The organism is Neptuniibacter sp. QD37_11 (genome assembly GCF_047778105.1).
Taxonomy (GTDB): domain Bacteria; phylum Pseudomonadota; class Gammaproteobacteria; order Pseudomonadales; family Balneatricaceae; genus Neptuniibacter.
In genome coordinates, this window is record NZ_CP180552.1 from 457,333 (window position 1) to 471,268 (window position 13,936).

The 13,936-nt window shown below is 44.2% G+C and carries 6 protein-coding genes, 2 tRNA genes and 3 rRNA genes; 8 read left to right on the forward strand and 3 right to left on the reverse strand.

Annotated features, from left to right (window positions below):
* Window positions 1–218: 218 nt before the first annotated feature.
* The 7 genes from ACMXYT_RS02045 (at window position 219) to ACMXYT_RS02075 (ending at window position 6,523) form a co-directional block, all read left to right on the forward strand.
* Window positions 219–1,758 (forward strand): 16S ribosomal RNA (locus ACMXYT_RS02045).
* A 68-nt stretch (window positions 1,759–1,826) separates the two neighbouring features.
* Window positions 1,827–1,903: transfer RNA gene (locus tag ACMXYT_RS02050), tRNA-Ile, on the forward strand.
* Between the two features lie 23 nt (window positions 1,904–1,926).
* Window positions 1,927–2,002 (forward strand) — tRNA-Ala (locus ACMXYT_RS02055).
* A gap of 216 nt (window positions 2,003–2,218) precedes the next feature.
* Window positions 2,219–5,102, forward strand: a 23S ribosomal RNA gene (locus tag ACMXYT_RS02060).
* A gap of 142 nt (window positions 5,103–5,244) precedes the next feature.
* Window positions 5,245–5,360: ribosomal RNA gene (gene rrf, locus ACMXYT_RS02065) — 5S ribosomal RNA — on the forward strand.
* The 16S, 23S and 5S rRNA genes sit together here with 2 tRNA genes alongside, the layout of an rRNA operon.
* 299 nt (window positions 5,361–5,659) lie before the next feature.
* A complete protein-coding gene (locus tag ACMXYT_RS02070; RefSeq protein WP_415899992.1) occupies window positions 5,660–6,145 on the forward strand; it encodes a DUF2489 domain-containing protein in 486 nt (161 codons plus the stop codon).
* 3 nt (window positions 6,146–6,148) lie between these two features.
* On the forward strand, window positions 6,149–6,523 hold the full coding sequence (locus tag ACMXYT_RS02075; RefSeq protein ID WP_415899993.1) for a hypothetical protein: 375 nt from the start codon (window positions 6,149–6,151) through the stop codon (window positions 6,521–6,523).
* Here ACMXYT_RS02075 and ACMXYT_RS02080 read toward each other — a convergent pair.
* The 3 genes from ACMXYT_RS02080 to ACMXYT_RS02090 are packed head-to-tail and all read right to left on the reverse strand — an operon-like array spanning window position 6,509 to window position 12,204.
* The gene (locus ACMXYT_RS02080; protein ID WP_415899994.1) at window positions 6,509–9,160 is read right to left on the reverse strand and encodes an ATP-binding protein; all 2,652 of its coding nucleotides are present in this window, start codon (window positions 9,158–9,160) and stop codon (window positions 6,509–6,511) included. The genes ACMXYT_RS02075 and ACMXYT_RS02080 overlap by 15 nt on opposite strands.
* The gene (locus tag ACMXYT_RS02085; RefSeq protein ID WP_415899995.1) at window positions 9,157–10,113 is read right to left on the reverse strand and encodes an ABC transporter substrate-binding protein; all 957 of its coding nucleotides are present in this window, start codon (window positions 10,111–10,113) and stop codon (window positions 9,157–9,159) included. The genes ACMXYT_RS02080 and ACMXYT_RS02085 overlap by 4 nt, the downstream gene beginning before the upstream one ends.
* A 27-nt stretch (window positions 10,114–10,140) precedes the next feature.
* A complete protein-coding gene (locus tag ACMXYT_RS02090) occupies window positions 10,141–12,204 on the reverse strand; it encodes a TonB-dependent receptor plug domain-containing protein (RefSeq protein ID WP_415911799.1) in 2,064 nt (687 codons plus the stop codon).
* Between the two features lie 284 nt (window positions 12,205–12,488).
* Between ACMXYT_RS02090 and ACMXYT_RS02095 the strand changes: the two genes are divergently transcribed.
* The gene (locus ACMXYT_RS02095; protein ID WP_415899997.1) at window positions 12,489–13,934 is read left to right on the forward strand and encodes an ABC transporter substrate-binding protein; all 1,446 of its coding nucleotides are present in this window, start codon (window positions 12,489–12,491) and stop codon (window positions 13,932–13,934) included.
* The last annotated feature ends 2 nt before the right edge of the window (window positions 13,935–13,936 follow it).

Genomic DNA, 13,936 nt, shown 5'->3' on the forward strand with positions numbered 1-13,936 from the left:
AAACGCTGAGTCAGCGGAGAGTCAAAAAAGCAACGCTCTTTAACAATTTGATCAGATAATTCGTGTGGGCGCTTGTTGAGAAGAAGCAAACTTTTTCTAGACAAGCAACCAAGTGAATTCATTTAAAGCGATTTACAAAGGTTTAACGTTCTTAAGAATGTTATCCGGTTGTTTAGTACTAGAGCCCGTTACCACATTCCTGGTAACACAAATGATTTAAACTGAAGAGTTTGATCATGGCTCAGATTGAACGCTGGCGGCAGGCCTAACACATGCAAGTCGAACGGTAACATGACTAGCTTGCTAGTTGATGACGAGTGGCGGACGGGTGAGTAACGCGTAGGAATCTACCCAGTAGCGGGGGATAAGCCAGAGAAATTTGGTCTAATACCGCATACGCCCTACGGGGGAAAGCAGGGGATCTTCGGACCTTGCACTATTGGATGAGCCTGCGTGAGATTAGCTAGTTGGTGAGGTAATGGCTCACCAAGGCGACGATCTCTAGCTGGTCTGAGAGGATGATCAGCCACACTGGAACTGAGACACGGTCCAGACTCCTACGGGAGGCAGCAGTGGGGAATATTGCACAATGGGCGCAAGCCTGATGCAGCCATGCCGCGTGTGTGAAGAAGGCCCTAGGGTTGTAAAGCACTTTCAGCAGTGAGGAAAGGTTAGTAGTTAATACCTGCTAGCTGTGACGTTAACTGCAGAAGAAGCACCGGCTAACTCCGTGCCAGCAGCCGCGGTAATACGGAGGGTGCGAGCGTTAATCGGAATTACTGGGCGTAAAGCGCGCGTAGGTGGATTGGTCAGTCAGATGTGAAAGCCCAGGGCTCAACCTTGGAACTGCACCTGATACTGCTAATCTAGAGTACGGTAGAGGGTAGTGGAATTTCCTGTGTAGCGGTGAAATGCGTAGATATAGGAAGGAACACCAGTGGCGAAGGCGACTACCTGGACCGATACTGACACTGAGGTGCGAAAGCGTGGGGAGCAAACAGGATTAGATACCCTGGTAGTCCACGCCGTAAACGATGTCTACTAGCCGTTGGGAGACTTGATCTTTTAGTGGCGCAGCTAACGCGATAAGTAGACCGCCTGGGGAGTACGGCCGCAAGGTTAAAACTCAAATGAATTGACGGGGGCCCGCACAAGCGGTGGAGCATGTGGTTTAATTCGACGCAACGCGAAGAACCTTACCAACTCTTGACATCCAGAGAAGTTACTAGAGATAGTTTCGTGCCTTCGGGAACTCTGAGACAGGTGCTGCATGGCTGTCGTCAGCTCGTGTTGTGAAATGTTGGGTTAAGTCCCGTAACGAGCGCAACCCTTGTCCTTATTTGCCAGCACTTCGGGTGGGAACTCTAAGGAGACTGCCGGTGACAAACCGGAGGAAGGTGGGGACGACGTCAAGTCATCATGGCCCTTACGAGTTGGGCTACACACGTGCTACAATGGCCGGTACAGAGGGCCGCGAACCTGCGAGGGTAAGCTAATCTCAGAAAACCGGTCGTAGTCCGGATTGGAGTCTGCAACTCGACTCCATGAAGTCGGAATCGCTAGTAATCGCGAATCAGAATGTCGCGGTGAATACGTTCCCGGGCCTTGTACACACCGCCCGTCACACCATGGGAGTGGATTGCACCAGAAGTAGCTAGCTTAACCTTCGGGAGGGCGGTTACCACGGTGTGGTTCATGACTGGGGTGAAGTCGTAACAAGGTAGCCCTAGGGGAACCTGGGGCTGGATCACCTCCTTAAACGAAAGCCGATTCTCGGCAAGCGTTCACACGAATTATCTGATCAGAGAAGTTAAGAGCAACGGTGTAGGCTTGTAGCTCAGCTGGTTAGAGCGCACCCCTGATAAGGGTGAGGTCGGTGGTTCAAGTCCACTCAGGCCTACCAATAATAGCCTTACTGTTTTCTTTGGGGCTATAGCTCAGCTGGGAGAGCGCCTGCTTTGCACGCAGGAGGTCTGCGGTTCGATCCCGCATAGCTCCACCATCATCCTAAGGATGAGAAGGAAGAGTTTTAAAACATATTGTCGGTTAAGACATTATCTTTTAAAGCTTTTTTGCTTTAAACGCTCTTTAACAATTTGGATTTGATTCATTTGATTTAGATTTAAGACATGTAGTTTTACTGCATGCGCCAATTCGGCGAAATCTATCGTTACTAGCAATACAAGTTACTGTGATTCCAGACGCCTTCGGGTTATATGGTCAAGTGACTAAGCGTGCACGGTGGATGCCTTGGCAGTCAGAGGCGATGAAGGACGTTGTAACCTGCGATAAGGTTCGGGGAGGTGGTAAACAACCTTTGATCCGGACATTTCCGAATGGGGAAACCCACCTATTTATAGGTATCTTTTAACTGAATACATAGGTTATTAGAGGCGAACCTGGGGAACTGAAACATCTAAGTACCCAGAGGAAAAGAAATCAACCGAGATTCCCTAAGTAGCGGCGAGCGAACGGGGACCAGCCCTTAAGCTTTATTAGATTTAACAGAACACTCTGGAAAGTGTGGCCATAGTGGGTGATAGCCCCGTATGTGAAAGGTCTTTTAAAGTGAAATCGAGTAGGACGGCACACGTGAAACGCTGTCTGAATATGGGGGGACCATCCTCCAAGGCTAAATACTCCTGACTGACCGATAGTGAACCAGTACCGTGAGGGAAAGGCGAAAAGAACCCCTGTGAGGGGAGTGAAATAGACCCTGAAACCGTGTACGTACAAGCAGTGGGAGCCGTTTTCGGACGGTGACTGCGTACCTTTTGTATAATGGGTCAGCGACTTACTTTTAGTGGCAAGGTTAAGCATTTGCGGAGCCGTAGGGAAACCGAGTCTTAATAGGGCGTCCAGTCGCTAGGAGTAGACCCGAAACCGAGTGATCTATCCATGGGCAGGTTGAAGATGCAGTAACATGCATTGGAGGACCGAACCGACTGTCGTTGAAAAGCCAGCGGATGACTTGTGGATAGGAGTGAAAGGCTAATCAAACTCGGAGATAGCTGGTTCTCCTCGAAAACTATTTAGGTAGTGCCTCGTGTCTAACCATGGGGGTAGAGCACTGTTTCGGCTAGGGGTCATCCCGACTTACCAACCCGATGCAAACTCCGAATACCCATGAGTTCAATCACGGGAGACACACGGCGGGTGCTAACGTCCGTCGTGGAAAGGGAAACAACCCAGACCGTCAGCTAAGGTCCCAAAGTTTATGCTAAGTGGGAAACGATGTGGGAAGGCTTAGACAGCTAGGAGGTTGGCTTAGAAGCAGCCACCCTTTAAAGAAAGCGTAATAGCTCACTAGTCGAGTCGGCCCGCGCGGAAGATATAACGGGGCTAAGCATAACACCGAAGCTACGGATGCACTTTGTGCATGGTAGAGGAGCGTTCTGTAAGCTGTTGAAGCGGAAGCTGTAAGGCACCGTGGAGGTATCAGAAGTGCGAATGCTGACATGAGTAACGATAAGGGAGGTGAAAACCCTCCCCGCCGGAAGACCAAGGGTTCCTATCCAACGCTATTCGAGGTAGGGTGAGTCGGCCCCTAAGGAGAGGCTGAAGAGCGTATCCGATGGGAAACAGGTTAATATTCCTGTACTGCTCATAACTGCGATGGGGGGACGGAGAAGGCTAGGCTAGCGCGGCGTTGGTTGTCCGCGTTTAAGGTAGTAGGTTGAGGACTTAGGCAAATCCGGGTCCTTAAGACCGAGAACCGATGACGAGGTCCTTTATGGACTGAAGTAGTTGATGCCATGCTTCCAGGAAAATCCTCTAAGCTTCAGGTTATGACTAACCGTACCCTAAACCGACACAGGTGGTCAGGTAGAGAATACTAAGGCGTATGAGAAAACTCGGGTGAAGGAACTAGGCAAAATGGCACCGTAACTTCGGGAGAAGGTGCGCCGGTTTTGGTGATGGGACTTGCTCCCTAAGCTGAGGCCGGTCGAAGATACCAGGTGGCTGCGACTGTTTATTAAAAACATAGCACTCTGCAAACTCGAAAGAGGACGTATAGGGTGTGACGCCTGCCCGGTGCCGGAAGGTTAATTGATGGGGTTAGCACTTGTGCGAAGCTCTTGATCGAAGCCCCGGTAAACGGCGGCCGTAACTATAACGGTCCTAAGGTAGCGAAATTCCTTGTCGGGTAAGTTCCGACCTGCACGAATGGCGTAACGATGGCCACACTGTCTCCACCCGAGACTCAGTGAAATTGAAATAGCTGTTAAGATGCAGTTTACCCGCGGCTAGACGGAAAGACCCCGTGAACCTTTACTACAGCTTCACAGTGGACTTTGACATTACTTGTGTAGAATAGCTGGGAGGCTTTGAAACTTGGACGCCAGTTCAGGTGGAGCCACCTTTGAAATACCAGCCTGGTAATGTTGAGGTTCTAACCCAGTTCCCTAAGCGGGATCGGGGACATTGTGTGGTGGGTAGTTTGACTGGGGCGGTCTCCTCCCAAAGAGTAACGGAGGAGCACGAAGGTACCCTCAGCATGGTCGGAAATCATGCAATGAGCGCAAGAGTAGAAGGGTGCTTGACTGCGAGACAGACACGTCGAGCAGGTACGAAAGTAGGTTCTAGTGATCCGGTGGTTCTGTATGGAAGGGCCATCGCTCAACGGATAAAAGGTACTCCGGGGATAACAGGCTGATACCGCCCAAGAGTTCACATCGACGGCGGTGTTTGGCACCTCGATGTCGGCTCATCACATCCTGGGGCTGAAGCCGGTCCCAAGGGTATGGCTGTTCGCCATTTAAAGTGGTACGCGAGCTGGGTTTAGAACGTCGTGAGACAGTTCGGTCCCTATCTGCCGTGGGCGTTTGAGATTTGAGAAGAGTTGCTCCTAGTACGAGAGGACCGGAGTGAACGAACCTCTGGTGTACCGGTTGTGATGCCAATTGCATTGCCGGGTAGCTACGTTCGGACGGGATAACCGCTGAAAGCATCTAAGCGGGAAGCCTCCTTCAAGATGAGATCTCACTGGGAACTTGATTCCCCTAAAGGGCCGTTGAAGACTACGACGTTGATAGGTTGGGTGTGGAAGCGCTGTGAGGCGTTGAGCTAACCAATACTAATTGCCCGTGAGGCTTGACCATATAACGCCCAAGGCGTTTGGCAAGTGACTTGTAAGATATGTAAGACGATAGAGAGTAACGAATTAGCGCGTAGTTAAGCTACAGTCGATAAACTATCTAGATCAAATAAAAGAAGAATCAGATCTAAGTTGTAACAGTTTTGCTTGGCGACCATAGAGTTGTGGAACCACCTGAATCCATCCCGAACTCAGACGTGAAACGCAACATCGCCGATGGTAGTGTGGGGCTTCCCCATGTGAGAGTAGGTCATCGCCAAGCATTTAATTAAGAGAAAACCCCGGTCACGCTGTGATCGGGGTTTTTTCGTTGGTGGGCAATAAAATACGGTTAAGAGCGGATAGGCGCTGCTTGGAGCGGATAAAAACAAGTAAAAGCAGATAAGTCCGTAAGGGTGAGTTGTCTTAATTAATCCTAATACTAAACTGAACAGCTGTCCTTCGCTGTTCTCTAAGTTATTAATCCTTTTAATGGGATTTTGCGTATATTTCCCCTAAACTTCGCATTCGTATTTTTTGGTTTAATAGCGTCCAATAGTTATTGGTTCTAAGGTTGTTTGTATGTCTGACTCTCTAATTTATACATTAATTGCTATCTGTTTAGTTGTCTGTGCTGTAGCCATTTACTTCATTAAGCGTCATTACACACAGATTAAACAAGTTAAGGCTGATCATGCATTACAGGCTGAAAAAATCAGTAAACGTTATAATGAGAGAAGGGCTTATTTAATTGAGAGTGTTCAAGTTATCTCTAGAGCGGTAGGTAATGATGAGAAGTTAACTACGACAGAAGCGTGTATTCGCTTGTCTACACTGCTTGAATCTCTCGCTCCTCAGTTATTACAGCATGCTGATTATTCTGTAATCTATGAGGTATTTAAACGCACGGAACATATTCCAATTAAGGATCAGTGGAAAGCGTTATCTAAGCAAGCTAAGTGGTCTTTTCAGAAGGAGATGTCACAAATTGATTCTGAGCTGGGTGACAAAGTAAAGCAAGCTGCTGCTAAATTGGCTAATTATGATTTTGATGAGAGTCTCCATTAATGTATGGAATTTTTACTCGTATTTGTAATTAGTTTCATAGTTCTTGTTGGTGTTGCCTTGGCATTTGCTTTAGGGAAACCGCCTACTTACCGCCCTTCAAGAGCTGAGGTAATGGCTCTACTCGTTGATCTGATGGAAAAGCGTTTAGAGGTTGCACGATGGGAAATGTTTTTATCTCTCCCCATCCTACACGACCCTGAATTAGAAAATATTAGAAAGGGGTGTTTGGTAGTTGCTTTCGGTGATAATGAGCATCCGCCTGCAGGTGAAGGGCTAAGTGGAGCTATTTATGATCGTGACGGGATTCAGCGTATCAGAGTGTTAGCGGTTAAATTAGATCATTTGATTAAATCTGAGCCTAGTTCAAAGCTCTTCTGATAGATCGTACTGTTCGTTTTCAATTATTCTCTTGAGCTGCCAAAGCTCCTTCCAGATGGTTTTGTACTTTTGCTCTATCAGGGCGTCATGTAATTTGTTGCCACTTACTTCTAATTCAGGAATCTGGAACAACCCCGCTAAACCTAATAATTGATGGCTATGATTTCTCATCATCGAAATATCTTTGCTTTCGAAACCGTTCATTATTCCTTGTAGTTGTTTTTTAACTTCCGCGGATAGCTCGTGTTTACCTAAGTCATATTTCTCTATATCGGTTACTTCATTTTGCGGAGTCGGTGTTAGCGGTTCATCATTTTTTGAGAACGAAAGAAATTGGTTTATAGAGTGGCAAAGGTCGCCATCATTGATAGGTTTCAATAAAACATGGCTGATGCCAGATTCAATCAACTTCTGGTGTTCACTGGCGATGACGTTTGCGGTCAAAGCAAGGATTGGCAAGCTAGGTTGTGTAAGTCGGATCTGTTTTGTTGCTTCTATACCATCCATTTCTGGCATGTGTACATCCATCAATACCAAATCTGGCTGATGTTTAAGTGTTTGCTGCAGTGCTTCGCTGCCGGTTCTTGCCTCTAATACTTTAGCGCCTGCTTGGACAAGAATCTTTCTAACTAACAAACGGTTAAAGTCATTGTCTTCTGCAATCAATATGGTTGGTGTGTTAAGGATTTGTAATACGTTCGCTGTCTCATATTCAGGCAGTTTGTAAGAATCAGGGGATAATGCGTTTAGCAGTAATTGTGTCCGTGCAGGTTTACGTAGCTGGATAACTCGATAGTTATTGATAATAGATACAGGTGTACTACTTAATATAATCAACCTGCCGCTTGAATTTTCTAAGATTCGGTTAATTTGATCTATGGTGTTTTTCTGTGTGTATTTAGGGGGTAGGCCCCAGACGATAGTGCTTTCTTGTAATTCTGCACTTAACGACAACAGTTCTGCATACGAAGAAGCCTCAATGATTTTGGTCTGCATGTTGCTCAGTTGATGTTTTAAGCCTTGGCTACATAGTGGATTAACGTCAAATAAAAGAATATTTTTACTCTTATAAGTGTGCTGAGCTCTTTGGCTCTGTCGTGCAGAAAATGGAATTTTAAGTGTTACTTCAGTACCTTGGTTTTCTCTACTTGCTAAAGATATAGAGCCGGCCATAAGTTCAGTTAGACGTTTGGCAATAACGAGCCCTAAGCCGGATCCCCCGAACTTTCTTGTGATAGATGTATCTGCTTGGCTGAATGCCTGAAATAGATTAGTGATTCTATCTTCTGGTATACCAATACCGGTGTCTTTGATAACGATTTCAAGTTCGGTCTGTACAGGATCACTCTTGTGGGTTGTAACATGCAAACAGACATAACCAGCTGATGTGAACTTTACGGCATTACTAATTAGGTTTGATAGGATCTGTCGTAACCTGATAGGGTCTCCAATGATGAATTTCGGCGTATCAGATTCGATTATTGGAATTAGTTCTATGCCTTTCTCATTGGCAGAAGCTGCTTGCATCTCCATTACATCTATAACGCAGCTTTCAAATTCAAAAGAGATCTCTTCTAATTCTATGGCGTTTGATTCAAGTTTCGAATAATCCAAAATATCATCAATGATTGATAACAGCAGGTCAGAGGTTAGATTAATAATCCTAGTGTATTCTTGCTGTTCCATCTGCAGTTCGGTTTGATCTAAGAGGCGGGCAAAACCTGAAACTGATGTTAAAGGCGTACGTAGCTCATGGCTCATACGTGCAAGAAATTCATCTTTTGCTACGTTAGCTTTGTCTGCTCTTTTACGCGATTTATCGAGTGCTTGGTTCTGTTTCTCTAGATGTACAAGCGTTGACCTTAAACGTTTAGTTGCTTTGTCTACACGGCTTTCAAGCGTCTGGTTTGATTCTTGTACCCGTTGAGCTAGACGGTTAATCCCTTGTGCCAGAGATCGGAGTTCACCTGTACTAGAAAGGCTAGCTCGAGTTTCAAGATGGCCATGTTGAAGCATCTCAATTACATGAGTAAGGCCTAGAATTGGGTTGGTAATTCTTTGTCCAAAGCGTGATGCGATTAGTAAGGTGGTCAATAAACCTATGATCGCAAGAATGACCCCTTTCGTTAAAATCTCAAATTGCCGTAGCTGAGTAGGTTTTTCAGATAGAGCGATTACTACCCAGCCAATAAATTCTGGTTCTGTTTCCTTGCTTGCAGTTTCATCAGTATCTAAGAAATCTACACCCGTCGCTACGACAGGATGTAGGAAGTAAACCTGATTGTTTTTATATAGAGGGTAACCCGCATCTTTATCTAGTGGAGGTGCATTAGGATTACCTTGAGCAATTACATCAAATGCCGGTGATAAGAATATTACGTCGTCTACTTCTTCTGCTTTTGTTGCGGATCTAATGAGGCCCTGAAGAATCTCTTTATTCCCAATCAATAGACCGAATTCGGCTGAGGTCGACATCATGCGTGTCATTGTCTGGCCTTTTTCGATCAGTGCATCTCGAGCATCATCCAACCGGGTATTAATAAAATAGCCGCCTAAGAGCAAAGTGATCATGCACAGTGGAAGCAAAGTGATGATTAAGACCCGTTGTCGAATACCTAATGTGAATTGACGTTTCATCGCTCTAACTCCATTAATTGTTGGGTAAGAGCATCATCTGAAGGTATTTTGATATTCAGGGAGTTAGCTGCTTTTTTATTAGTAACTACAGAAAAGTATTTAGGGTGCTGCGCATCTGGTAATCGACTACCCGAGATCGCTTTTTGGATCATTTCCGCTGTTTGTTTACCTATTTGCTCTGGTGTTGAATAAACTGCGGTTAATGCACCAGCTTCTACATACTTTTGTGAAAAACCTATTAAAGGGATTCGCTGACGAAAGGAAATGTATAAAATCCACTTGGCGGTTGTGCGGTTGAAAACTGATTTATCTGGAAGAGATAAAAAGAGATCAGCATTTCGAATAAGTGGCTGTAGTTTATGGATTGGGTTATCGCTCTCCTGTAAAACGGTTGAGCTAAGTTGCAGCTGTTGCTTTTGTGCCGCAGCCTCTAATAACGGTAGATCATTCTTCGAATTTGGACCAAGTGCTGTTGCTACAGTCTTTGCATCCGGAGCGATTAGTCTTGCCAATCGAAGTTGCCGTGCATAGGGTTGATCTAGATAGATCGCAGTTATAGTTCCATTCTCAATCCGAGTTTGGTCTTTCTTTCTTGCCAATAAAGCTTGATACGTTAGGCGAGGCAAGAAGCTTGCGTAAAGCTTTTGTGATGGTGTTATCCGATTATAAAGTCGATCCGCTGCTCGTGAACCTACAGCAACAATATGTTCAAAACCTTCGGTATTAAAGTTGTTATCTTGCAAATCTTGTAAGGTAACCACTTTGGTATGTGAAGAAATATTGACTTGAATGCTATCCGCAACTTTTTGGTATGAGTCTGATTGGCGGCTTAAAACAACTAAATTTTCGGCCGCTACAGGGGATGCTAATAAAATTAGAGCAAACAAAGGACTTAGCAGCGGAAAAATCCGCCACTTTGTTTTGTGAAGTGTGGTCGAGCTCTTAATCAACACATCTACAATCCATTGCAGTTTATTGGTTTAGAACGTTAGCCCCATTTGCAGGTAGGTCCGACGCTCAAATATATTGTTTGAATAGAATTCTGCATACTCTTTATCGAATAGATTCTGAACGATCAGGGATAGTTCCAGTTCAGAATTCATATCTAATTGAAAAGTATTCGAGACTTTCATATCAGTTCGAGTGTAATTCGTACGTCCACTGTTTTTGTCGCTGAAACCCTCAATCCATTCTACGTGATCCATATAATAGTGGGATAATGATATTAAGCTGCTATCAGTAGGTTTTGTTGATAACAACAGTGATGCAGTGTGCAAAGGTGAAGCAGCATTAAGCGGGACTAGCCTTGGATCGGCTTCTGGGTATGCACCGCGGTTCCAAATGCCTCTAGTTTGGTTGTAACTATAGTTAAATATCACCGTATTTTTATGTGGTGATAACGATGTGTATTTGAACTGGGCCTCAGCGCCTTGATTGATCCACTCTGAGTTATTCTGGCCAATATCATAATGATCATTATTTGCATCATCGACATCAGAATCTATTCTTGTACTCCTGACGGCCGCATTACTTATATCTTCATAGAAAAGTCTGAGATCAAAATGACTACCGTGTTCAGGCCAGGTATGAAAGAACCCTAATTCAAAGGTGTTGATCTCTTCAGAATCGAGAGGTCCGGGTAGGTTAAGTAAATCGATTGTTCCAGGGCCAAATAAAACACTGTAATCGATCACGGCACGGCGATTTGTTTCTAGTAATGATGGCATTCGGTGAGCATGAGAAAATGCCGTCCTTATTGTGGAGAAGTCACTTAATGCATAGTTTAGTGCGGTTCTGTATGAAGTTGCGCCGCCGACATAAGTGCTTTCTTCAAACATAGCGCCGGCATTCAGAGTTACTTTTTCTGTTGCTTTATACTGAAGGTTACCGAAAATTTGCCAGCGATTCCCATGAATCCAATCTTTATCTGGGTATTGAAGTAATACGTTGCTTTTAACTCGTTCGTGAATAAGGTCGCTACCTAGAACCGCTTTTATCCGCTCATTAGGATTGGTTGTGTATAAAAAGCCAATTTCATGGGTTTGTACCGTTCCACGTTCTGTATCTTTAGCAGCAGCGCCTCCAAAATTATCAGCAAGTAATGCTTCTGCTAACTCTACAGTCGGAATTCCTTCGTTAATTACGAGCTCTTCTGCTGTCCAATTTTCTGTATCTAGCTTTAAAAAATTGTGTGTGTAACGCAGTTGGAGTTCTGACTGGTCTTCTAAAACTCGGTTCCAACGAATATCTTGGAAACTGGATAGGTGATCTCTAGGGGTAAAGCCTGCTTTATCAAGATCAGTTTTATCAGAATCCCCGCGATAGGCGTAACCCTTGGTTGCGCCGATATCAAAATGGATAGTGTCGGATAGATTAGGTGTTATAGATCCAGATAGGGTAATAAACTTATTTTGCGCACCATCCTTATAATAATCGCTACCATCATTTTCTTCTCTACCAGCAGATAGGGTGTAACTGATATTTGAAAGGGTGTCTGAGTGGCGTGCAGTAATATTTTTTGTGCCAAGGGCGCCAGTCGTGGTTCTAACAGCCGTACCAGATTCGGTAATTGGAGATTTAGTAATAATATTGATGGCACCCAGAAACGCATTCGAACCATGGGTAGGTACGTTGGAGCCTCGTACGACTTCAATATGGTCAATATCATCCACAGTAATGCCTACGGTTTCCCAAACTACAGTGGAAAGTAGAGGTATATAGATCGATCGACCATTAATCATCACTTCCATGCGTGATGGAAAATCATCTGACATGCCGTGATAAGTAACACCCATTTTATTTGTGTTTACGTGGAATACTTGCATTCCAGGCACTAAGCGAAATAGGTCTGGAATATTGATGGCACCTGAAGCTTCGATCATATCTTGATCAATGATGGTGATGGCAGCAGGTGCTTCAGTTAGTTTCTGAGGAAAGTGTGTCGCAGAAATTACCTGGGGAATATCTATAAAAATATCTTCTTCGGTGAATTCGGGTAACTCAGATTGATCTTGAGCGAAAACATTTAAAGTGGTGGCAAGCACAACCGGACTTATTAAATATTTTGATTGTTTCGTTATTTTGCCATCAATCATGCGAGTACATCCTATAAAAGCGTATGTGCTTAAGTTTCGAAACTAACGGAGGAAATAAGGTCTGGGATTAGATTTTAAGCCCAACATACACAATAATTATTCCCATAATAATAGCCTCTATGATGAAGCCATTGTTTTCCAGTATCCAACTCATTGTTAACTAATGCAGCCAAACTTAATGGGTTATCTATGATAACTTTATGTGTGTAGCAATTAAACCAGAGGGATGAGAGTTGAAATCCGTTTTTAGGTCCTTTTTATGTATCTTTTCCCTTACATTGGTGTCGGTTGTTTCAATTGCAGGAGAGCAAGCGGACAAAGCGATTGAAAGTGTAAAAACGTTGGTAGCACAAGGAAGTATAGCACCTGACTCAGTCATTCGTTTGGTCGCAAAGCAGGGGAATATTGCCAATTTTTTAGGTCAAAATCACGATTTGAAAAATCGATGGGAGGACGCTACAGGTATACTAATTGATGCTAAAACAATGCCTCAGCAAGCATCAATTGATTATATCCAGAATCAGACAGATATAGATCTAACCGTTGCGCGAAATAGAGAATATGCTGATCTATTTCACAATAACTTGATTGTTGATCTCTCTCCTTTTATTGAGTGGTTTGGTTTTGACTTGGTTGATGTGCAAAAAAGTCCTTTTTTAATGCCGAAAAAGCAAGCTTTCTATGCTGGGATTCCTGTTGCTATACCTGCTGATGGGGATATCGCTTTGCTATATCTTCGCAAAGATCTGTTGGAAAACTCTGATAATCAAAGGTCTTATCAAGCGCAGTTTAATGAACCCTTACAAGCGCCTAAAACATGGCTAGAGTATCAGCAGCAGGTGGCTTTCTTTCATCGATCAGAGTCCGGTTTTTATGGCTCTGTAGAGCAGCGTGATGAAGCTTCTGGGTGGATGTTCTGGATGCCTAGATACGTTTCGCAAGCGTATCCAAATCAATACTTATTTGATGACACTATGAAACCATTGATCGATAGTGAAGCTGGCATTGCTGCTACAGATAGTTATTTAGCGACCTTACCTTATTCCCCACCTGATATTCTTAATCACTCCAGCAACTACACTTATACCCTGCCAATTTTTATGAGTGGCAAAGGCTATTCGACCATTATTACCTTAGCAGGGGCGAAAATTTTTAATTCTCCTCATTCTAAAGTAAGAGGGAAATATATAGCTGTATCAATGCCAGGAACCCAAGTTGGAAATATAGTTAACCGTCGAACTACGCTTATCTATGGCAATAACTTAGTGATACCTAGTACTGCTGAGAATAAAGAATTAGCATTTTTATTTGCAATGTGGCTGACTGACCCCGATATATCTGAACTTGCTCTATCGGAGAAAGGAGGATTTGCTGATCCTTACCGAGTTAGTCACTTTCAGTCTGAAACTATTCAGGCTACGTATGGTAAAGATGTATTAGACGTGGCTCTTAAAGAAGTCTCTGTGACTGTGCCTGCTGGTACGGGACTACCTGGAGATCGAGAATATATTGCTGCGCTTAATAAGAATCTTTTTCTTGCCGCAAAAGGGGAGCAGTCGGCGCAAGAGGCTATGCGTGCCACAGCTAAAGAGTGGGATCAGATTACAGAACAATATGGTCGAGAACAGCAGATTAAATATTGGCTTAAAATGAAAGCGTTATTTCCAACTGTTCATTAAGG

Excerpts from the sequence above, each read along its gene's own strand:
- ACMXYT_RS02080 (WP_415899994.1), bottom strand. The coding sequence starts at position 9,160 with ATGAAACGTCAATTCACATTAGGTATTCGACAACGGGTCTTAATCATC.
- ACMXYT_RS02070 (WP_415899992.1), top strand. The coding sequence starts at position 5,660 with ATGTCTGACTCTCTAATTTATACATTAATTGCTATCTGTTTAGTTGTC.
- ACMXYT_RS02075 (WP_415899993.1), top strand. The coding sequence starts at position 6,149 with ATGGAATTTTTACTCGTATTTGTAATTAGTTTCATAGTTCTTGTTGGT.